This window comes from Pseudomonas sp. SAS7, from assembly GCF_052112345.1.
Classification (GTDB): domain Bacteria; phylum Pseudomonadota; class Gammaproteobacteria; order Pseudomonadales; family Pseudomonadaceae; genus Aquipseudomonas; species Aquipseudomonas putida_Q.
The window spans coordinates 272,346-293,483 of sequence record NZ_JBEGGO010000005.1 but is presented as its reverse complement, the minus strand read 5'-3'; the positions used below and the strand labels follow the sequence as shown (position 1 = coordinate 293,483).

Annotated in this window: 15 protein-coding genes; 6 read left to right on the top strand and 9 right to left on the bottom strand. The window is 63.5% G+C overall.

Translation table 11 applies throughout. The annotated features are described in order from the left end of the window. Positions 1 to 148: 148 nt before the first annotated feature. The 5 genes from ABI582_RS10990 (at position 149) to ABI582_RS10970 (ending at position 8,962) form a co-directional block, all read left to right on the top strand. Positions 149 to 2,485 (top strand): TonB-dependent receptor, encoded by a 2,337-nt coding sequence (locus tag ABI582_RS10990; RefSeq protein WP_442119185.1) that lies wholly within the window; start codon positions 149 to 151, stop codon positions 2,483 to 2,485. A 17-nt stretch (positions 2,486 to 2,502) separates the two neighbouring features. Next, positions 2,503 to 4,179, top strand: coding sequence for an aryl-sulfate sulfotransferase (locus tag ABI582_RS10985; protein WP_442119184.1), 1,677 nt, complete (start codon positions 2,503 to 2,505; stop codon positions 4,177 to 4,179). Positions 4,180 to 4,679: 500 nt separating this feature from the next. Further along, positions 4,680 to 6,122, top strand: coding sequence for an NADP-dependent succinate-semialdehyde dehydrogenase (gabD, locus tag ABI582_RS10980; protein ID WP_016484375.1), 1,443 nt, complete (start codon positions 4,680 to 4,682; stop codon positions 6,120 to 6,122). Between the two features lie 182 nt (positions 6,123 to 6,304). Further along, positions 6,305 to 7,582 carry a 4-aminobutyrate--2-oxoglutarate transaminase gene (gabT, locus tag ABI582_RS10975; RefSeq protein ID WP_019473946.1) on the top strand — a complete coding sequence of 426 codons (1,278 nt, stop codon included), beginning with the start codon at positions 6,305 to 6,307 and terminating at the stop codon, positions 7,580 to 7,582. 138 nt (positions 7,583 to 7,720) lie between these two features. Then, positions 7,721 to 8,962, top strand: a complete 1,242-nt coding sequence (locus ABI582_RS10970) for a response regulator (protein ID WP_442119183.1) — start codon at positions 7,721 to 7,723, stop codon at positions 8,960 to 8,962. A gap of 45 nt (positions 8,963 to 9,007) precedes the next feature. Here ABI582_RS10970 and ABI582_RS10965 read toward each other — a convergent pair whose 3' ends face one another. Both ABI582_RS10965 and desA read right to left on the bottom strand, forming a co-directional pair. Continuing rightward, positions 9,008 to 10,036, bottom strand: coding sequence for a GGDEF domain-containing protein (locus ABI582_RS10965; protein WP_442119182.1), 1,029 nt, complete (start codon positions 10,034 to 10,036; stop codon positions 9,008 to 9,010). A 99-nt stretch (positions 10,037 to 10,135) separates the two neighbouring features. Then, positions 10,136 to 11,320 (bottom strand): delta-9 fatty acid desaturase DesA, encoded by a 1,185-nt coding sequence (gene desA / locus ABI582_RS10960; protein WP_442119181.1) that lies wholly within the window; start codon positions 11,318 to 11,320, stop codon positions 10,136 to 10,138. A 183-nt stretch (positions 11,321 to 11,503) separates the two neighbouring features. Here desA and dibA point away from each other — a divergent pair, with 183 nt between their 5' ends. Next, complete coding sequence (dibA, locus tag ABI582_RS10955; RefSeq protein ID WP_442119180.1) at positions 11,504 to 13,399, top strand: phosphodiesterase DibA; 1,896 nt, start codon at positions 11,504 to 11,506, stop codon at positions 13,397 to 13,399. 116 nt (positions 13,400 to 13,515) lie between these two features. On the opposite strand, the gene ABI582_RS10950 is transcribed toward dibA, so the two are convergent. The 7 genes from ABI582_RS10950 to tcyN form a co-directional block, all read right to left on the bottom strand. Then, on the bottom strand, positions 13,516 to 14,160 hold the full coding sequence (locus ABI582_RS10950) for a methionine ABC transporter permease (protein WP_019473680.1): 645 nt from the start codon (positions 14,158 to 14,160) through the stop codon (positions 13,516 to 13,518). Beyond that, entirely contained in the window at positions 14,150 to 15,259 is a 1,110-nt protein-coding gene (locus ABI582_RS10945) for a methionine ABC transporter ATP-binding protein (protein WP_442119179.1), read from the bottom strand. Before ABI582_RS10945 ends, ABI582_RS10950 begins: the two co-directional genes overlap by 11 nt. 1 nt (position 15,260) lies before the next feature. Next, positions 15,261 to 16,061 carry a MetQ/NlpA family ABC transporter substrate-binding protein gene (locus ABI582_RS10940; protein ID WP_442119178.1) on the bottom strand — a complete coding sequence of 267 codons (801 nt, stop codon included), beginning with the start codon at positions 16,059 to 16,061 and terminating at the stop codon, positions 15,261 to 15,263. Beyond that, positions 16,054 to 17,445, bottom strand: a complete 1,392-nt coding sequence (locus tag ABI582_RS10935) for an LLM class flavin-dependent oxidoreductase (RefSeq protein ID WP_442119177.1) — start codon at positions 17,443 to 17,445, stop codon at positions 16,054 to 16,056. Before ABI582_RS10935 ends, ABI582_RS10940 begins: the two co-directional genes overlap by 8 nt. Further along, positions 17,445 to 18,626, bottom strand: a complete 1,182-nt coding sequence (locus ABI582_RS10930; protein WP_338745772.1) for an SfnB family sulfur acquisition oxidoreductase — start codon at positions 18,624 to 18,626, stop codon at positions 17,445 to 17,447. The genes ABI582_RS10935 and ABI582_RS10930 overlap by 1 nt, the downstream gene beginning before the upstream one ends. 139 nt (positions 18,627 to 18,765) lie before the next feature. Then, positions 18,766 to 20,007, bottom strand: a complete 1,242-nt coding sequence (locus ABI582_RS10925) for an SfnB family sulfur acquisition oxidoreductase (RefSeq protein WP_353455923.1) — start codon at positions 20,005 to 20,007, stop codon at positions 18,766 to 18,768. Between the two features lie 370 nt (positions 20,008 to 20,377). Then, positions 20,378 to 21,136 carry an L-cystine ABC transporter ATP-binding protein TcyN gene (tcyN, locus tag ABI582_RS10920; protein ID WP_442119176.1) on the bottom strand — a complete coding sequence of 253 codons (759 nt, stop codon included), beginning with the start codon at positions 21,134 to 21,136 and terminating at the stop codon, positions 20,378 to 20,380. Between the last annotated feature and the right edge of the window lie 2 nt (positions 21,137 to 21,138).

Genomic DNA, 21,138 nt, shown 5'->3' with positions numbered 1-21,138 from the left:
TGAGTCCCCTTATAAAGGGTGTTACTTATTCCACTAAATATGAATTACAAATATTTATATCACTTAAAAGAATATAAGCCCGACTGACCGCGATTCGGTTCCGCCAACGGAAATGCTCGCCAGGGCCCACGCCTCAAGGAGCATTTGCATGTCCGGACTTTCCAGTTGGCCTGCGCGCGCGTCGCGCTTCACCTTGCAACCCTTGGCCGCTGGCGTGTTGCTGGCGGCGTCTTCTGGCAGCTTCGCCGAAGAGCCGGTTAGCGCCACCCCGGCGGTAGAGCAGGAAGCCAAGCTCGGCACCGTCACGGTCAATGCCCGCCGCCGTGAAGAAACCGCGCAAAGCGTGCCCACGCCAATCAGCGTGCTCGACAGCGAAACCCTGGAAACCCAGCGCATCTACCGCGTGCAGGATTTGCAACAGCTGGTGCCCAGCACCAACGTCGCCTACGTGCATGCACGCCAGTCGAGCATCTCGATCCGCGGCCTGGGCAACAACCCGGCCAGCGATGGCCTGGAAGGCAGCGTCGGCATCTACCTGGACAACGTTTACCTCGGCCGCCCGGGCATGGCGGTATTCGACCTGCTGGATGTGGAGCAGCTGGAAGTGCTGCGCGGCCCGCAGGGCACGCTGTTCGGCAAGAACACCACGGCCGGCGTGCTCAACATCACCACGCGCAAGCCCACCTTCCACCGCGAAGGCAGCATCCAGCAGTCGATTGGCGAAGACGGCTATCTGCAAACCCAGGGCAGCTTCTCGGGGCCGATCAGCGAAACCCTCGCCGGACGCATCAGTGCCTATCGCACCGAAGACGACGGCTATGTGAAGAACATCCACAACGGCGACGACCTCAACGGCGGCAAGCGCCAGGGCTTTCGCACACAGCTGCTGTTCAAGCCCAGCGAAACATTCAACCTGCGCTGGATTGGCGAATACAACGAAGAAGACTCCAATAACGGCATCCTCAGCCTGTACAGCACCGGGCCGACCATCAATGGCGTCAACCGCTACGAAAGCCTGGCCGCCCAGGCGGGCGCGACGCTGGTGTCGGGCAAGGACCGCAAGGTCAATTTCGACGCCGACCAGCAGGTGACGGTGTTCCAGGGCGGCACTTCGGTGGAGGCCAACTGGACCCTGCCCAACGATTTCACCCTGACTTCGATCACTGCCTACCGCTGGTGGGACTTCACCCCGCGCAACGACGATGGCCTGGACGTGCCGGTGTTCTACAGCGCCGGGGTATCGGTACGCGACAAGCAGTACTCGCAGGAAATCCGCCTGGCTTCGCCTACCGGTGGCGCCTTCGACTACGTGCTGGGTGCCTATTACTTCAAGCAGGACCTGGACAACAAATCCTTCACTTACTACGGGCCGCAGGCGGATGTCTGGAACCTCACCCCGGCCGGTGCGCTGAACAACGTCAACACCATTGGTGACGGGCACATCGATACCGACAGCTATGCGCTGTTCGCCCAGGGCACCTGGCATGTCACCGACCGCTTGGACTTCACCGCCGGCGTGCGCGGTACCTATGAAGAGAAGAGCGCGTGGGTGACCCGCGATGCGCCTGAAGGTGGTGCTGCAGTAACCGGGGCTGCTGCCACTGCGCGCCAGGCGCGGATAGGGGCCTACGATTCGGGCGACCTCAACCAGTACAGCTTCAGCCCTTCCGGCCTGTTGGGCCTGAGCTACCGCTTCAACGAACAACTGCTGGGCTACGCCACCCTCACCCACGGCGAGAAGTCGGGTGGCGTCAACCTTACCGTCGGCGCCGCGCCACGGCTGGGCACCGATTCGCTGCTGGTGGGTACCGAGCGGGTCAACAACGCCGAACTGGGCCTGAAAAGCACCCTGTTCGGCGGCCGCCTGCAACTCAACAGCAACCTGTTCTGGGCCGAGGTGCACGGCTACCAGGCCAACGTCTACGACCAGATCAACCGCGTGCAGTACCTGGCCAATGCCGGCAGCGTGCGCTCGCGTGGCCTGGAGTTCGAAGCCACGGCGCTGCCGATCCGTGGCCTCACGGTCAACTTCAACGGCTCGTGGAACGACGTGCGCTACACCGAGTACAAGGATGCCCCATGCCCGCCTGAGGTGAGCCTGGCCAATGCCACCGCCACCTGCGACCTGTCTGGCCACCAAGTGGTCGGTGCCTCCAAGTACATCGCCAACCTCAACACCCAGTACAAGTGGCAGGCCACCGACCATGTAGAGCCCTACGTCACTGCCAGCTACGCCTTCCGCTCGAAGGCCGTGGGCACCATCGACGATTCTGATTTCGGCCAGATCCCCAGCTATGCGCTGGTCAACCTTTCCGCCGGTGTGCGCCTGGACCAGGGCGATGGCGTGGTCGACCTGTCGCTGTGGGTGAAAAACGCCGGCGACAAAACCTACTTCACCAGCCTGTGGAACTCCGCCAACGGTGGCTATGCCGGCGTGCTCGGCACCCCGCGCACCTTCGGCGCCACCGCCCGTTACGACTTCTGAGCACAAGGAGCTTTGCCATGAATGCCAAGACCGAAACCCCTGCACTGCCTGAAGGCGCCTGCCTTACCGCGAAAGTCCCGGAGCGCGACCAAGCGCTGCTCGGCGACGTGGTGGTCAACCCGTACCGCCTGGCACCGCTGACCGCGATCATCCGCGACGGTGGGCGCAGCCTGAGTGATGCGCATGTGCGTGTGCTGGGGCGTGGCGAGCGCGGTGTGGACATTGTCTATGACGTGTCTGACCGTTCGTTGTGGACCTACGGCGGCATCCCGGTATTCGGGCTGTACCCGGACTACGTCAACCAGGTCGAGGTGACCTACAAGCTCGACGGCGAGCGCATTCGCGAGCAGTACCAGATCTACGCCCCGGCCGTGCGCCTGCCGGTGGTGGCCAGGCAGACCGCCGCGCTGCCGGAGGTGGAGCCGGTCAAGGTGTCGCCAGGCTTTGAAAAGCGCCTGTACCTGTTCAACCATCTGCAGGGTGACATCCCGGGCGGCCGCGCCTTCAAGTGGAATGCCCTGGGTGGCGCAGCGGAATGGGACCAGGTGGGCAACAACTGGATTGCCGACAGCAATGGCGATGTGCGCTGGTACCTGGATATAGAGCAGATCCACGACTCCAACCGCCGCGACGGCCTGGGCGGCACCATGGGCTTCCAGCAGACCCGCGACGGCAAGCTGATCTGGGGCCAGGGCCAGACCTACTCCAAGTACGACCTGCTGGGCCGGCGCATCTGGCAGCGCAGCCTGCCCGATAAATTCGCCGACTTTTCCCACGAAATCCGCGAAACCGCCAACGGCACCTACCTGCTGCGGGTGGGCACCAGCGACTACCGCCGCCCCGACGGCAAGCGTGTGCGTTCGATTCGCGACCACATCATCGAGGTCAGCGAAGCCGGGGATGTACTGGACTTCTGGGACCTCAACCAGATCCTCGACCCGTACCGTGGCGACTTGCTGGAAACCCTCGGCAAGGCAGCGATCCAGTTGCCCGAAGGGGTGCAGAAGCAGGACGACCGCCTGGCCAACGAACTGGCCGAGGGTAACCTGCCCTTTGGCGACACCCCGGGTGTGGGCACCGGGCGCAACTGGGCACACGTCAATGCCATCGATTACGACGCCGATGACGACAGCATCATCGTTTCAGCACGGCATCAGGGCGTGGTGAAGATTGGTCGCGACAAGCAGGTGAAGTGGATTCTTGCCTCGCCCCAAGGCTGGCCTGAGCGCCTGCGCGACAAAGTGCTGACACCGGTTGCGAGCGAAAGCTTCGACTGGTCGTGGACCCAGCACACCGCCTGGCTGACTGGCAAAGGCACGCTGACCGTGTTCGACAATGGCTGGGGGCGCGACTTTGCGCCGACCAAGCTTGCCGGCAACTACAGCCGGGCGGTGGAGTACCGCATCGACGAAGCCAAGGGCACCGTCGAGCAGGTGTGGGAGTACGGCAAGGAACGCGGCGACGAGTGGTACAGCCCGGTGACCTCGGTGGTGGCCTACCGGCCAGAGACCGACACCCAGTTCATCTACTCGGCTTCGGTGAACTTCCTTACCCCCGAGAAACTGACCACCACCGTGCTCAACGAGGTGCGGCGCGGGACCCAGGAGGTGCTGGTGGAGCTGAAGGTGCACAGCCGTCAGCCGGGCAGTGTCGGCTACCGGGCACTGGTGATCGACCTGGCCAAGGCATTCTGAGCTTGGTAGGCCTGACGTAAATTTTGTGTTGATGCGTACATCGAGCGCCGCCCGCGCGGCGCTTCGCAGCACAAGGCTGCTCCTACATTTGTTTCGGGCCAATTATTCCTGAGGTCGAGGCGCGCGGCCCCTTGGTGCTCACCTCAATATCGTGTCGAACAAACAAGGCGGTCGCGCGCGTTGGTGCAGGCGTCACTGGCCCGAAACAAATGTAGGAGCAGCCTTGCGCTGCGAAGCGCCGCGCGGGCGGCGCTCGTTTTCATAGGCGCTGAAAATTTCACGGCAACCATTCCCCCTTTCACATTTCCTTCTGCTTGATCGTCTACCCTGAACCGGCCGTATTCAGGGCGATTTCAGATGGACTGTTCAACCATTCGTTCTTTTTTTCGAACAGCCTATTGTCCAACACCCCAGCAGCCGCTTAGCATTCGTTTGAGATTTCAAACGCTCGATGCCCTGCCTTGGGCGCTTTTCAACAATCAACAATTCGGGAAGCCGACATGCAGCTCAAAGACGCTCAGTTGTTCCGCCAGCAAGCCTATATCAATGGTGAGTGGCTGGATGCGGACAATGGCCAGACCATCAAGGTGACCAACCCGGCCACCGGTGAAGTCATCGGTACCGTGCCGAAGATGGGCACCGCGGAAACTCGCCGCGCCATCGAAGCCGCCGACAAGGCCCTGCCGGCCTGGCGTGCACTGACCGCCAAAGAGCGTTCGGCCAAGCTGCGTCGCTGGTTCGAACTGATGATCGAGAACCAGGACGACCTGGCTCGCCTGATGACCACCGAACAAGGCAAGCCACTGGCCGAAGCCAAGGGCGAAATCGCCTACGCCGCCTCGTTCATCGAGTGGTTCGCCGAAGAAGCCAAGCGCGTCTACGGTGACACCATCCCGGGCCACCAGCCAGACAAGCGCCTGATCGTCATCAAGCAGCCAATCGGCGTTACCGCGGCCATCACCCCGTGGAACTTCCCGGCCGCCATGATCACCCGTAAAGCCGGCCCGGCCCTGGCCGCTGGCTGCACCATGGTGCTCAAGCCTGCATCGCAAACCCCTTACTCCGCCCTGGCCCTGGTCGAGCTGGCACACCGTGCCGGTATCCCGGCTGGCGTGCTGAGCGTCGTCACCGGCAGCGCTGGCGAAGTTGGCGGCGAACTGACCGGCAACTCCCTGGTACGCAAGCTGTCCTTCACCGGCTCGACCGAAATCGGTCGCCAGCTGATGCAGGAATGCGCCAAAGACATCAAGAAGGTTTCCCTGGAGCTGGGTGGCAACGCCCCGTTCATCGTGTTCGACGACGCCGACCTGGACAAGGCGGTCGAGGGCGCGATCATCTCCAAGTACCGCAACAACGGCCAGACCTGCGTCTGCGCCAACCGTATCTACGTGCAGGACGGCGTCTACGACGCGTTCGCCCAGAAGCTGGCCGCTGCAGTTGCCAAGCTGAAGATCGGTAACGGCCTGGAAGACGGCACCACCACTGGCCCGCTGATCGACGGTAAAGCTGTCGCCAAGGTTCAGGAACACATCGAAGACGCCGTCTCCAAAGGCGCCAAGGTGCTGTCCGGTGGCAAGCTGATCGAAGGCAACTTCTTCGAGCCGACCATCCTGGTTGACGTACCGAAGACTGCTGCTGTCGCCAAGGAAGAAACCTTCGGCCCACTGGCGCCGCTGTTCCGCTTCAAAGACGAAGCCGAAGTCATCGCCATGTCCAACGACACCGAGTTCGGCCTGGCTTCGTACTTCTACGCCCGCGACATGAGCCGTGTGTTCCGTGTTGCCGAAGCCCTGGAATACGGCATGGTGGGTATCAACACCGGCCTGATTTCCAACGAAGTGGCACCGTTCGGTGGCATCAAGGCTTCGGGCCTGGGCCGCGAAGGTTCCAAATACGGTATCGAGGACTACCTCGAAATCAAATACCTGTGCATCAGCGTCTGATAGCACGGTAAAGGCTTTACCTCTGCCAGCGGGGCGCGAGAGCGACGTCTCGCTGGCCTTTTTTACATCGCAGTACCTGGTGGCCAGGGCGTTTACGGCAGTCGATCAACGAATACTGTGCGCGAGCACTCCCAGCCACCCCCGAATAAAAGCGCCATTCCTGTCGGCGCAATGAGGGCATTATGAGCAAGACCAACGAATCCTTGATGCAACGTCGTGTAGCCGCCGTCCCACGTGGCGTTGGCCAGATCCACCCGATCTTCGTCGACACCGCGAAGAACTCGACCGTGATCGACGTTGAAGGCCGCGAACTGATCGACTTCGCTGGCGGCATCGCAGTACTGAACACCGGCCACCTGCACCCGAAAGTGGTTGCAGCCGTGCAAGAGCAGCTGACCAAAGTCAGCCACACCTGCTTCCAGGTGCTGGCCTACGAACCCTACGTAGAGCTGTGCGAAAAGATCAACAAGCTGGTACCAGGCGACTTCGACAAGAAGACCCTGCTGGTCACCACCGGCTCCGAAGCCGTTGAAAACGCCGTCAAGATCGCCCGTGCCGCTACTGGCCGTGCTGGCGTCATCGCCTTCACCGGCGCTTACCACGGCCGTACCATGATGACCCTGGGCTTGACCGGCAAGGTCGTGCCGTACTCCGCTGGCATGGGCCTGATGCCAGGCGGCGTGTTCCGCGCGCTGTTCCCGAACGAGCTGCACGGTGTGAGCGTTGACGAAGCCATTGCTTCGGTTGAGCGTATCTTCAAGAACGACGCCGAGCCGAAAGACATCGCCGCGATCATCCTCGAGCCGGTACAAGGCGAAGGCGGCTTCCTGCCAGCGCCGAAAGAGCTGATGAAGCGCCTGCGCGCCCTGTGCGACCAGCACGGCATCCTGCTGATCGCCGACGAAGTACAGACTGGCGCTGGCCGTACCGGTACCTTCTTCGCCATGGAACAGATGGGCGTTGCGCCTGACCTGACCACCTTCGCCAAATCCATCGCTGGCGGCTTCCCGCTGGCCGGTGTGTGCGGCAAGGCCGAATACATGGACGCCATCGCCCCAGGCGGCCTGGGCGGTACCTACGCCGGTTCGCCGATCGCTTGCGCCGCGGCCCTGGCCGTGATCGAAGTGTTCGAAGAAGAGAAACTGCTGGACCGCAGCAAGGCTGTAGGTGAGCGCCTGACCACTGGCCTGCGCGAAATCCAGAAGAAGCACCCGATCATCGGCGACGTCCGTGGTCTGGGCTCGATGATTGCTGTTGAAGTCTTCGAGAAAGGCACTCACACCCCGAACGCTGCTGCTGTTGGCCAGGTTGTTGCCAAGGCACGCGACAAGGGTCTGATCCTGCTGTCCTGCGGCACCTACGGCAACGTTCTGCGTATTCTGGTACCGCTGACTGCCGAAGACGCACTGCTGGACAAAGGCCTGGCCATCATCGAAGAGTGCTTCGCTGAACTCGCTTGATGTGACGCGCTTCTGAAAAAACCCGCTTCGGCGGGTTTTTTTTGTGCCCAGAAAAGCCATGTGGCGCTATGGTTAGCGGAGGATTTGCTTTGGAAGCTGCGACGGACTGTGTGTCAGGCTATTCAGGAGTAGTTGGCGATGAGCGCTGTAGACCCCACCCCACCCAGCGTACTGATTGTCGAAGGCGACCCTTGGGTGCGTGACATGCTCAGCGAGATGCTGCTCAGCGTGCGCTGCGATGCCCGCCTGCAAGTATGCGCCGATGGGTCCCAGGCACTCAGCGCACTGTCCAGCAAGCCTGACCTGATTATCGCCGCCCGCGAGCTGGCGGGTGTCGATGGCCTGGACCTGTTGCGCAAGGTGCGCGCCAAAGGGTCGGGGTTGCCGTTCATCCTCATGAGCAACCGCAGCGACAGCGCCAGTGTGCACGAGGTGTTGCCCCTGCACCCTACCGCCTACCTGAGCAAACCACTGAACCTGGACAATCTGCGCAAGCGCCTGGAAGAGCTGCTGCTGGCCGTTGGAGAAGAAATCGCCTGCCCGGTGCCAGCCTTGCAGGCAGGTGCCAGCTTGTCCGCCTACCTTGAACAGCGCCGTGCTACCGCCGATGGCGGCCCGCTGTTGGCCGATGTGCAGGTGGCGATCAAGCGGGCGCTCAACCCTCAGGGCCTGAACCTGAAGGTGCTCGAAGAGGAAGTGCGTAGCGACCCTCAGGTTACCGCTGTGTTGATCGCGGCTGCCAACAGCGCCGCGCTGCACCGTGAAGCACCGGTGCAAACGTTGCTGCAGGCCCTGAACAAGCTTGGCAGTACCCAGAGCATGAACCTGATTCTGGGCATGACCCTCAAACGCAGCGCTCGGCTCAGCGACCCGTTGCTGGCGCAGCACGCCGCCGGCTACTGGGACCTTTCCCTGCATACGGCCGAATATGGCCGTACCTTGGCGCGCATGCTCGAGCTGGACGAAGGGCGCTGCTACTGCGCGGGGTTGCTGCACTGCCTGGGTGATCTGGCGGTATTGCGTTGCCTGCAAGAGTGGCGGTTGGCCGGTGGCGAGCTGGACGAACGCAACGTGCAGCAATCGCTGGATGAGTTTGGTGCGGCGTTCGGTTCGGCGCTACGCACGCGCTGGCGCTTGCCGCTGGCATTGCGCGAGTTGATCGCGGCGATCTACCAGCTGGGCGGTGGCGTGTATTCGCGGGAGATTCTGGCGATGAACCTGGCCGGGCAGTTGTCGCGGCTGCCGGCCGAGCAGGGGCTGGAGAAAGTGGCCAGCGGCAAGACCGCGCGCTTGCTCAAGCTTGGCCTGCCGGAGCTGAACCGGCTGCGCAAGGTGGATAACCCGGAGACAAAACCGCCTGAGGACGCGACTTCAGGCTGAAACGCCGGCTTTGTGGGAGCGGCCTTTGAGTTGTGGGTAAGGCCGTCAGCCGCGGACTATCTGGTTCTTGCCTTGCCGCTTGGCTTGGTACATCGCCGCATCGGCCCGGGCATACAGGCTGTCCAGGGCCACATCTTCTTCGGTCAGCCCGGTCAGCCCCTGGCTCACGGTCACCCCGTACGTCTGCTCGCCATGGTTGAAGCTCAAACGCTGAATCTGCCGCTGCAAGCGTTCGGCAATCTGCTCTGCCACCTGCGTATTGCAACCGGGGAATACCGCCGCAAACTCCTCGCCGCCAATGCGGCCGAACAGGTCGCCACGGCGTAGCACGGCCTTGCCGCTATCGGCGATGTGTTGCAGCACCTGGTCGCCTTCCTGGTGGCCATAGCTGTCGTTGATGCGTTTGAAGTCGTCGATGTCCAGCAGCAGAAAGGCCAGCGGCGTACCGTCTTCGCGAGCGCTGTCGAAGGCCTGCTGGGCGCATTCGAAGAAGTGCCTGCGGTTGCTGCTCTGGGTCAGCACATCAGTGGTGGCCAGGCGCTGCAATTCGCCTTCAAGCTGCTTCTTCTCGGTGATGTCTTCGGCGATACCGACAATGATTACCCGGTCGCCCTCATGTTGCTGGTTGATGTAGCACTTGTCGCTCAGCCAGCGCAGTTGCCCGTCCGCATTCAGGATGCGGTATTCGCGGTCTTCCACCGAGCCCTTGATCAGCACCTGGGCCAGGCTGCGCTCGGCAAACTCCAGGTCGTCGGGGTAGATGCTGTCACGCCATTCGTTGTAGTCGGCCAGCACCAGGCTGGCTGGGCGGCCAAAGATGCGCTCGTAGGCGGGGCTTACATACAGCACCTGACGGGTTTCCCAGTCGAAAGCCCACAGCACCGCATTGACGCTGTCCAGCAAAGAGCTGAACAACTGGTCGCGCTCACTCAGGCGGGCAACCTCGCCTTGGGCGTGGAGTAGCGCCAGTAAAGTCTGGGCGGCTTCGGGAGGTGAGGTGCCGGGCAATGTTGTAGGAATGTTCTTGGCCATGTGCACGAAGCGGGTCTCGACATGAAAGCGTGCGGCCAGCATCCGGCCCGCCACGCGGGCGATGTGCCGAATTTGAGTGGAGACGGAGGGGGTAAGTTCCGAACGGCACGCACCGCAATGGGGCGTGCCGATCAACGGCGGTCAGGCGCCGGTGGGGCGCAGGGAGTAGGTCTTGAGCTGCGCCGCGAAGTCGCGCAGGGCGTGGATGCCGCTGGTTTCGGCCTCGTGTATCCAGTCCTTCATGGCAGACAGCATGTCGTGGCCGTTGGCGCTGGTGCGCGCCCAGATCTGCTGCAGCGCCAGGCGCTTTTCGTAAATGGTCTTCAGCGCCTGGCTATGGGCAAGCATGGACTCGATACGCACATGGTGGCGGTCTTCCAGCAAGCTGGTTTCTCGCGACAGCAGGCGTTTGGCACGGCGGAAGTGGTGACGCACCGACGCATCGACGCGGGCCAGTTCCTGTTTCACCAGCGGGCCGATCACCAGCTTGCGGTACTGGGCCATGATCTGGAAGCGGTTGTTGAGGATGGCCATGGCAGTGTCCATGTCCAGGCTGGCCTTGCCCGCCACACGATGGGCAATCGGCGCCACGCGCTGCACCTTGGCCAGGCGCAACAGGCAGAACAGGCGTATCCAGGCCCAGCCCATGTCGAACTCCCAGCGCTTGACTGAAAGCTTGGCCGAGTTGGGGTAGGTGTGATGGTTGTTGTGCAGCTCTTCGCCGCCGATGACGATGCCCCACGGCACCAGATTGGTGGCAGCGTCGCGGCATTCGAAGTTGCGATAGCCGAGGGCGTGGCCCAGGCCATTGACCACGCCGGCAGCCCAGAACGGGATCCACATCATCTGCACCGCCCAGATGGTGATGCCGATGGTGCCAAACAGCAGCAGGTCGATCACGGCCATCAAGGCGATGCCACCCAGCTTGTAGCGGGAGTATAGGTTGCGCTCGATCCAGTCATCCGGGCAGTTCTTGCCGTAGATGCGCAGGGTTTCGGGGTTGCGTGCCTCTTCGCGGTAGAGCTCGGCGCCCTTGCGCAGCACCGTTCCCAGGCCCTTGTGCACCGGGCTGTGCGGGTCGTCGGGGGTTTCGCACTTGGCGTGGTGCTTGCGGTGGATGGCGGTCCATTCGCGGGTGTTCTGCGCCGTGGTCAGCCACAGCCAGAAGCGGAAGAAGTGCTTGAGCGCGCCGTTGAGCTCCAGGGCCCGGTGCGCGGAGTAGCGATGCAGGTAGACCGTGACGCTGACAATGGTCACGTGGGTCATCAGCAGCGTGATGCCGACCAGTTGCCAGGCCGACAAGTCGAGCAGGCCGTTGTACCACATAGGTGTAAATACCCTCGAAATGCGGGGGGAAGGGCTGATTATCCCTTGGCGGGGAAATAAAACCAGTCAAAGCTGACCACGCGATGTTTCACGCGATCGATGTGGGAGCGGGCGCACCCGCCCCCATAGGGCGCCAGAACCTTTATAATCGCCCTTCCTTTCAGATGGCCAATCCCACCCGACATGTCTGTTTCCGTTCGCGACGCCTTGCGCATGGCTGCGCTGTATGTGGTGCTCTCGATCCTCTGGCTGGCGCTGGCCGAGGTGATGCTGCACGGCATGACTGACGACCCCCTGGCACTGACCGTGGGGCGGCAGATCAATGTGGTGCTGTGGGTGCTGTTCAGCGCCGTGCTGATCTATGTTTCGCGTGTAAGGCTGTTGAACTTCATCGGCGTTGGAGCACGCTTGCGTGGCGAGGACCGCGAGCGGCTGCGCATGGCTGCTGCAGTGTTCGACAGCACCCTCGAAGGGGTGCTGGTCACCGACCGCCAGGGCCTGATCGTGCACGTCAACCGCGCCTTCATGCGCATCACCGGCTACCAGCAGGACGAGGTGATCGGCCAGCGCCCGAGCAAGTTCAAATCGGGCCGCCATGGCCAGGCGTTCTACCAGCAGATCTTTGCCACCCTGGCCGCGAAGGGTGAGTGGAGCGGCGAAATCTGGAACCGGCGCAAAAGCGGCGAAATCTACCCGCAATGGCAGACCATCTGCGCCATCCGCGATGACGACGGTGAGCTGAGCCATTACGTAGCAGTGTTCAGTGACATCAGTGCGATCAAGCATTCGGAACAGGAGCTGGCCTACCTGGCGCACCACGACCCGCTGACCGGCCTGCCCAACCGCCTGCTGTTCACCGACCGGGTCGAGCAGGCCCTGGCGGCCGCCCAGGCCAACAAGCGCGGTTGTGCCCTGCTGCTGCTGGACCTGGACCATTTCCAGAGTATCAACGACGGCCTGGGCCACACCATCGGTGACCAGTTGCTGAAGCTGGTGGGCGAGCGCCTGGGCGAGGTGCTGGGCAATGGCGTGACCCTGGCACGCCTGGGTGGCGACGAGTTCGGTGTGCTGGCCGAGAACTGCCAGCAGGTCGGCCAGGCGGGCAAGCTGGCGCAGTGCATTATCGAACGCATGCGCGAGCCGTTCCTGTTCGAGGACAATCGCCTGTTCATCAGTGCCAGCGTCGGTATCAGCCTGTTCCCCAGCGACGCCTTGAGCGCCGAGCAGTTGCTGCGTAATGCCGATGCGGCGTTGTACAAGGCCAAAAGCAACGGGCGTGCCTGCTATGCGCTGTACACCGAAGAGCTGACCGCTCACGCCCAGCACCGGGTCGAGACCGCCGGTGAGCTGCGCCGGGCACTGGAGCAGGATGAGCTGCGGGCGTACTTCCAGCCGGTACATGACCTGGCGACAGGCCGGCAGGTTGGGGTCGAGACCCTGGTGCGCTGGCAGCACCCCCAGCGCGGCCTGGTGCCGCCGGGCGAGTTCATCCCGATTGCCGAGCGCACCGGGCTGATTGCCGAAATCGACACCTGGGTGCTGCGCCAGGCCTGTCGACAAATGGTGCAGTGGCAGGCCGAAGGGCGGCAGCTGGCGTTTGTGGCAGTGAACATCTCCAGCCGCCTGTTTGGCCAGCACGAACTGTACCGGCAGGTGGCCGAGGTGCTGCACGAGACTGGCCTGGCTCCGGCCCTGCTGGAATTGGAAGTGACCGAAAGCGCGGTGATGGAAGACCCGGAAGTGGCGCTGGAGCAACTGCATCGTCTACGCGAGCTGGGGGTGACCCTGGCCATCGATGACTTTGGCACCGGGTATTCGTCGTTGCTGCGGCTCAAGCGTTTGCCGGTGCAGAAGCTGAAGATCGACCAGGGCTTCGTTGCCGGGTTGCCTCTGGATGAGGATGATATCGCGATCGTGCGGGTAATCATCGCCCTGGCACGCAGCATGGGCATGCAGGTGCATGCCGAGGGCATCGAGCAGGCGGAGCAGGCCAGCTTCCTGCTGCAGGAGCAGTGCCAGCTGGGGCAGGGGTACTGGTTCGGGCGGCCGGTGCCGGCTGCGGATCTGCGTTGGGATTGAGACCCAGGGGCCGCTTTGCGGCCCTTTCGCGACACAAGGCCGCTCCTACAGGGGGATGCGGTCGCCTGTAGGAGCGGCCTTGTGTCGCGAAAGGGCTGCAAAGCAGCCCCCGGCATTTAACGCTTGTTCAAGCCTTTCGCCAGGCGGTCCCCACCCAGCTGGATCAACGCCACCAGAGCCACCAGCATGGCAATCACGGTCAGCATGATCTGGCTGTCAAAGCGCTGGTAGCCATACCGGTAGGCAATGTCGCCCAGGCCCCCGGCACCGATTGCACCGGCCATGGCCGAGGAGTTGATCAGGGTCACCAGGGTAATGGTGAAACCCCCGACGATGCCCGGCAGCGCCTCGGGCAACAGCACATGCCAGACGATGTGCCAGCGCCGGCAGCCCATGGCCTGTGCGGCTTCCACCAAACCATGGTCGACTTCGCGCAGGCTTACCTCGGCAATCCGCGCAAAGAACGGCGTGGCGGCAATGGTCAGCGGCACCACCGCCGCCCACACGCCGTAGGTGGTGCCTACCACCAGGCGGGTGAAGGGGATCAGCGCGACCATCAGGATCAGGAACGGGATTGAGCGGAACAGGTTGACGAAGGCGCCCAGCACCCGGTTCAGCAGCGGTGCTTCGAATATTCCGCCCTTGTCGCTGGTGACCAGCAGCACCGCCATCGGCACCCCCACCACCAGGGCAACCAGTGACGACACGCCGACCATCAGCAAGGTATCGAGCAAGCCTTCCAGCAGGCGATCAAACCACATGGCCCAGTACCTCCACGTCCTCGGCCCAGCGGCGGGCACGTTCCAGCAGTTGGTGGGTGTCATGCGGCGAGTGTTGCACCGACAGGATCAGTTGCCCCAAGGCATGCTCGCCGATGGTTTCCACGCCGCCCTGCAGCAGGCGCACGCTTCCGCCCAGGTCGTTGAACAAAGCAGACAGCTCGGGTTCGCCGAGCAGGGTCAGTTTCAGTACCAAAGCGCTGTCGCGGCTAACCGGGCTGGCCCGCAAGCTGGCTTGCAGCGCGGCAGGCAACCTGGCCTGCAACGGTGCAAGCAGGGTGCGGGTGACCTCATGGCGTGGAGCGCCGAACACCCGCCAGACTTCGCCCTGCTCGACCACTTCGCCGCGCTCCAGCACGACCACCCGGTGGCAGATATCGCGGATCACCGCCATTTCGTGGGTGATCAGCACGATGGTCAGGCCCAGGCGCTGGTTGATGTCGCGCAGCAACTCAAGGATCGAAGCGGTGGTTTCCGGGTCCAGCGCCGAGGTAGCCTCGTCGCACAGCAGAATCTCGGGGTCGTGCACCAGCGCCCGGGCAATGCCGACGCGCTGTTTCTGCCCACCGGAAAGCTGCGCCGGGTACACGTGGTGCTTTTCCTGCAAACCGACCAGCTCCAGCAGCTCGCGCACCTTGCGCTGGCGCTCGGCCTTGGCCACGCCGGCCACTTTCAACGGCAGCTCGACGTTCTGCCACACGGTCTTGGCCGACATCAGGTTGAAGTGCTGGAAGATCATGCCGATGCGCCGGCGCAGGGCCACCAGGTGGTCCTCGTCGAAAGGTGCGATGTCCACCTGGTCGATCAGTACCCGGCCCTGGCTGGGTTGCTCCAGGCGGTTGATGGTGCGCAGCAGTGAAGATTTGCCGGCACCGCTGCGGCCGATGATGCCGAAGATCTCGCCATGGCGGATGTTCAGGTCGATGCCTTGCAAGGCCGGTTGCGTCTGGCCAGGGTAGGTCTTGCCCAGGCCGATGAAGCGCACATGGGCGTCGTTGACCTCCGGGCGCAGGGCCTGTTCCTTGACCGTTGGCGGCAATGGTTGTGGTGTAGGCGCCCTGAGCGCGCTGGCCTGGCTCATGTCAGCCTTCCCAGCCGGCTTGGTAGAGCTTGCCGTGGGCTTTGTCCAATGCTGCGCGCACCACCGGCGAGTGCTGGTAGATGTCGACGAACCTGGCCAGCCGTGGGTCGTCCTTGCTTTGCGGGCGGATGACGAACTGGATTACGTATTCCTTGTTTTCCAGGCCGTCGAACAGCAATGCCGAGGTGGCATCGAAGGTGTTGGCCAGGCGGATGTAGGCCGGGTAGCCCTGCACCAGGTCTGCGTCGTCGTAGGCGCGCACCAGCTGAACCGCCTCGACCTGAAGGATTTTCAGCTTTTTCGGGTTGGCGACGATGTCGTCTTCGGTGGCCTTGTAGCCAACGCCTGGCTTCAGGGTGATCAGCCCGGCCTTGGCCAGCAGTTGCAGGCCGCGGCCGCTGTTGATCGGGTCGTTGGCGATGGCCACGCTGGCGCCTTCTGGCAGGTCGGCGAAGCTTTTGTACTTTTTCGAGTACAGGCCAACGTTGTTGATGATGCCCGAGGCGTAAGGCACCAGGTTGAAGCCCGCAGCAGCCTTGGCGTTTTCCAGAAACGGGATGTGCTGGAAGTAGTTCACGTCGATGTCGCCGCTGTTGAGGCTGACATTGGGCGCAATCCAGTCGCTGAATTCGATCAGCTTCACTTCCAGGCCTTGCTTGTGCGCTTCTTCCACGGCGGCTTCCAGCGGAATGGCAAAGGCCGAGGTGGTGCCGATCTTCAGCGGTTCGGCAGCCAGGACGCTGGCGGACAGGCCCAGGGTGAGGGCAATGGCCGCGACGGGCCGGAACAGTTTCTCAAGCATGGTGCAGGGCTCCAGTCGGGGCAGGGGTTGGGGTAAAGCGGTAGGTCGAGCCCGGGTGATCGGCGGGCAGGTGCGGGTGGTCAGTCTGGAACAGCTTTTCGCGCAGGGTGCCTTTGGCGTAGGCGGTCTTGTAGCGGCCACGCTGTTGCAACTGCGGGATGACCAGGTCGATGAAGTCCTCGAAGCTTTCCGGGGTGACGGTGCGGGTCAGGTTGAAACCGTCCAGCCCGGTTTCGTCGATCCAGGCGATCAACTGTTCGGCCACCTGTTCCGGTGAGCCGACCAGGGTTACGTAGCGGCCACCCAGGGCGTGCTGTTCAAGCAGGCGACGGCGGGTCCAGGCGTTGTCCTGCAACTGGCGCGTGGCGGACTGGATGGCATTGCCCTGGCTGAAGCCAATCGGCTCGTCGAGCCCGTAGGCCGCAAAGTCGATGCCGGTGGATGCGGCGAAGTGCGCGACGCCGGCCTCGGGGCTTGCATGGCGCAGGTACTCGGCATGCTTGGCCTGGGCCGCTTGCTCGGTGGCGGCGACGATCACCGTGATGCCCATGAACACCTTGACCGCTTGTGGGTCGCGCCCGGCGGCCTGGGCGGCAGCGCGTACCTTGTCGACCTGGGCGCGGGTGGCGGCCTTGTTTTGGCCGCTGATGAACACGCATTCGGCATGGTTGCCGGCAAACGCCAGGCCACGCTGCGAGCTGCCGGCCTGGAACAGTACCGGGGTGCGTTGCGGCGAGGGTTCGCTCAGGTGATAGCCCTCGACGTTGTAGAACTCGCCGTGGTGGCTGACCTTGCGCACCTTGTCGGGCTGGGCATACACACGCTGTTCGCGGTCGGCGACCACGGCGTCGTCGGCCCAGCTGCCTTCCAGCAGCTTGTAAAGCACTTGCAGGTATTCGTCGGCCTGGTCGTAGCGGCGGTCGTGCTCGGGCTGCTGCTCAAGGCCCATGGCGCGGGCGGCGCTGTCGAGGTAGCCGGTGACGATGTTCCAGCCCACCCGGCCATTGCTCAGGTGGTCGAGGGTGGAAAGGCGCCGGGCGAACAGGTACGGCGCCTCGTAGGTGAGGTTGGCGGTAAGGCCGAAACCCAGGTGGCGGGTGACCGCAGCCATGGCCGAAACCAGCAGCAGTGGGTCGTTGACCGGCAGCTGGATCGACTCCTTGAGGGTGACGTCCAGCGACTGGCCGTAGATGTCGTAGGTGCCGACGATGTCGGCGATGAACAGCCCGTCGAACAGGCCGCGCTCCAGCAGGCGCGCCAGGTTGGTCCAGTACTCCAGGGACTTGTACTGGGTCGAGGTGTCCCGTGGGTGGGTCCACAGGCCGTGGTTGATGTGCCCGATGCAGTTCATGTTGAAGGCATTGAGCAGAATCTGCTTGGCCATCAGATGGTCCCCCGGCGTGGTGGGTTGGCATCGTTGAGGTAGTAGTTGCCGATGGCGTGATACTTCCAGCGCACCGGGTCGTGCAGGGTGTGCACGCGGGCGTTGCGCCAGTGGCGGTCGAGGTTGTGCTCGGCCAGGGTGGCCTGGCTGCCACCCAGTTCGAACAGGGCGGTGCCGGCGGCCAGGGAAATCTCGGTGCTGATGGCCCGTGCTTCGGCCACGGCAATGGAGGCGGCGGCAACGTTGTCGGCAGTGCTGTCGTCGCGGGCGCGGTCGAGGTATTCGCCGGCGCGCTCCAGCAGGGCTTCAGCGGCATGCAGGCGGATCGCCAAGTGACCGAAGCTCTTCAGCGTCAGCGGGTCATCCGTGGCCTTGTCCAGGCCGGAGTCGACCCACGGGCGGCTGCGGGTGCGCACGAAGTGCAGGGCGTCTTCATAGGCGGCGCGGGCGATGCCGGTGTCGATGGCTGCATGGAGGATCTGCGCCAGCGGCCCGACCGGGGTGGGGCGCTCGAAAGCGCTTTGGAACGGCACAACGTCGGCGGCGCTGACATACACGTTGTCGAACACCACCGAACCGCTGCCGGTGGTGCGCTGGCCGAAGCCGCTCCAGTCGTCGATCACCTGCAAGCCCTTGCTGTCGGCCGGGACGAAGGCCAGCTGCTGCACGCCTTGCTCATCGACGACCGAGGTAGGAATGCGCTGGGCGTAGATGGCGCCGGTGGAATAGAACTTGCGGCCGTTGATGCGAAAGCCCTCGCCGTCTCGGCTCAGGCGGGTGGTGCGTTCGTTGGCGGTCTTGGTGCCCAGCTCGGCCAGGGCATTGCCGAAGCGGCGGCCGGCGAGTACTTCGGCGTACAGGCGCTGTTGCTGTTCGGGGCTGCCGTTTACCCGCAGCACTTCCAGGCCGTAGAAATGGTTTTGCGGGATTTGCCCCAGCGAGCCGTCGGCCTGGGCGATACGGGCGATGACCTTGGCCAGGGTGACGTTGGACACGCCGGCGCCGCCAAAGGCCTTGGGCACGCTGATGGCCCACAGGCCGGAGCGGGTGAACAGCTCGAGTTCGGCGTGGGGCAGGCGGCGCTCACGGTCGCGCAGGGCGCTGTCGCGGCGCAGTTGCTGGGCGATGTCTTCGGCGACATTCAGGGCTTCGGTGTCGCTGGTGATGATTTTTGTAGTCATGTTGTTTCTCCGGGGCCATTGGGGCCGCGTTGCGGCCCTTTCGCGGCACAAGGCCGCTCCTACAAGGGGGCGCACAGGGCTTTGTAGGAGCGGCCTTGTGCCGCGAAAGGGCTGCAGGGCAGCCCCAAGGGCCTAAAAATCAGATCCAGGAATGCCGCGCAGGCAGGGTGCCGTTGAGGTGGTACGCGCCCACCGCGTGGTACTTCCAGCGCACCGGGTCGTGCAGGGTGTGCACCCGGGCATTGCGCCAGTGGCGGTCCAGGTTGAACTCGGCAAGGGTGGCGCGGCTGCCGGCCAGCTCGAACAGCTTCTCGCTGGCCTGCAGGGAGATTTCGGTGGTCAGCACCTTGGCCTCGGCTACCGCAATCGAGGCCCGGGCCGCGCTGGCTGCATCGATGGGCGCAGCATTGACCTCGTCGAGTACCCGCGCGGCCCTGCGCAGCAGCGCTTCGGCGGCGTGCAGCTCAAGCTTCAGCCTGCCGATGTCGGCGATCACATAAGGGTCGTCGCTGGCGCGGTCCACGTTGGCTTCAATCCACGGGCGGGACTTTTCACGCACGAAGGTGATCGCATCATCGATTGCCGCTTCGGCAATGCCGGCGTCGATCGCCGCCTGAATCAGCTGCGAGGCTGCGCCCTGGATGTTGGGGATGTCGCGCTGGCGCCAGTTATCGATCACCAGCTCCGCGTCTACCGGCACCTGGTCCAGCAGCACAGTGCCGCTGGCGGTGGTGCGCTGGCCGAACCCGGACCAGTCATCGACGATGCGCAGCCCCGGAGTGCCCCGGCGCACGAACGCCAGGCGCTGGCGGCCTTCGTCATCCAGTGCCTTCACTGCTACCCAGTGGGCGAACAGCGCACCGGTGGAATAGAACTTTTCGCCGCTGATGCGATAGCTATCACCCGTGCGGGTGATCCGGGCCTTGAGGGTGAGCGTGTCCTTGGTGCCGCGTTCGGGGCCGGCATTGCCGATGCGCCAACCGTCGAGCACGCTGCGGAAGATCAGCGCCTGTTGCGCCTCGGTGGCCGTCAGGCGAATCAGTTGCAGCATGCCGAACTGGTTCTGCGGGATCTGCCCCAGCGCCGGGTCGGCGGCGCTGATCAGGCGGAACACTTCGGCTACGGTTTCGAACGACACGTCGGGGCCGCCGTGGGCCTTGGGTACGCTGATGCTGCCCAGGCCACTGCGGGTGAACAGCTCGATCTCCGCCCACGGCAGTTTGCGTTGCTGGTCGCGGCGGGCGGCTTGCTCGCGGGCAACCTCGGCCAGTTCGCGGGCCGCTTGCAAGGCTTCGGCGTCGTTGCGCAGTACCTTGGCCGGCAGCAGCAGGGGCGAGCTGTCTAGATCGCTATGGAATTGGGTATTTGGCTGGCTGGACATCAGTACCGCTCCTTGGCTGCACTCAATGCCCTGGCGATACGCACTGGGGTGATTGTGATCCTGACCATTCCTGACCTCACAAAAAAGTTGTGTCGCTACAGCTGGTCGCGACAAAAGTGTGCTGGTCCGGTGGTCCGGTTCATATACCCTAATGCTTTATAAAAAGTTTATGAACTAACTCTTTGGAATATGTATAGATGGAAGGGGGAGAGTAGCTGTTTCAGGCAGGCGCGATCGGTGTAGGAGCGGCCTTGTGCCGCGAAAGGGCTGCGCAGCAGCCCCGGCCAGCGGTGATGCTGAAAACTGGGGCCGCTGCGCAGCCCCTTCGCGGCACAAGGCCGCTCCTACAGGGATCTGCGTCTGTGCGTGATTATTCGGAGGCAGCGGTGCCGAGGAACTTGCGCAGGAACTGGCGGGTACGCTCTTCCTTCGGCGCCGCAAACACTGCCTTGGCCTCGCCCTGTTCCACGATCACGCCCTTGTCGAAGAAGATCACCCGGTTCGCCACGTCGCGGGCAAAGCTCATCTCGTGGGTGACGATGATCATGGTGCGTTTCTCTTCGGCCAGGCCGCGGATGGTCGCCAGCACCTCACCCACCAACTCCGGGTCCAGTGCCGAGGTGGGTTCGTCGAACAGGATCACCTCCGGCTCCATGGCCAGGGCGCGGGCGATGGCCACCCGTTGCTGCTGCCCGCCGGACAGGCGCCGTGGGTAGGCGTCTTCCTTGCCCGCCAGGCCGACCTTGGCCAGCAGGCGCCGACCTAACTCGACGGCTTGCTCGCGGGGCGTCTTCTTGACGATCACCGGCCCCTCGATCACGTTCTCCAGGGCGGTGCGATGGGGGAACAGGTTGAAGCTCTGGAACACGAACCCGGCCTGCTGGCGCAAGCGGCGTATCGCACTCTGCTGGCCACCCAGCGGGCGGTTGGCATCGATGCTGATGGCGCCGATCTTGATCTGCCCGGCGTCGGGGGTTTCCAGCAGGTTCAGGCAGCGCAGGAAGGTAGTCTTGCCCGAGCCGCTGGGGCCGATGATGGCCACCACTTCGCCGGGCTGCACGGTCAGGTCGATGCCGTTGAGCACGGTCTGGCCCTTGAACCGCTTGGTCAGGCCTTTGACTTCAATCATGC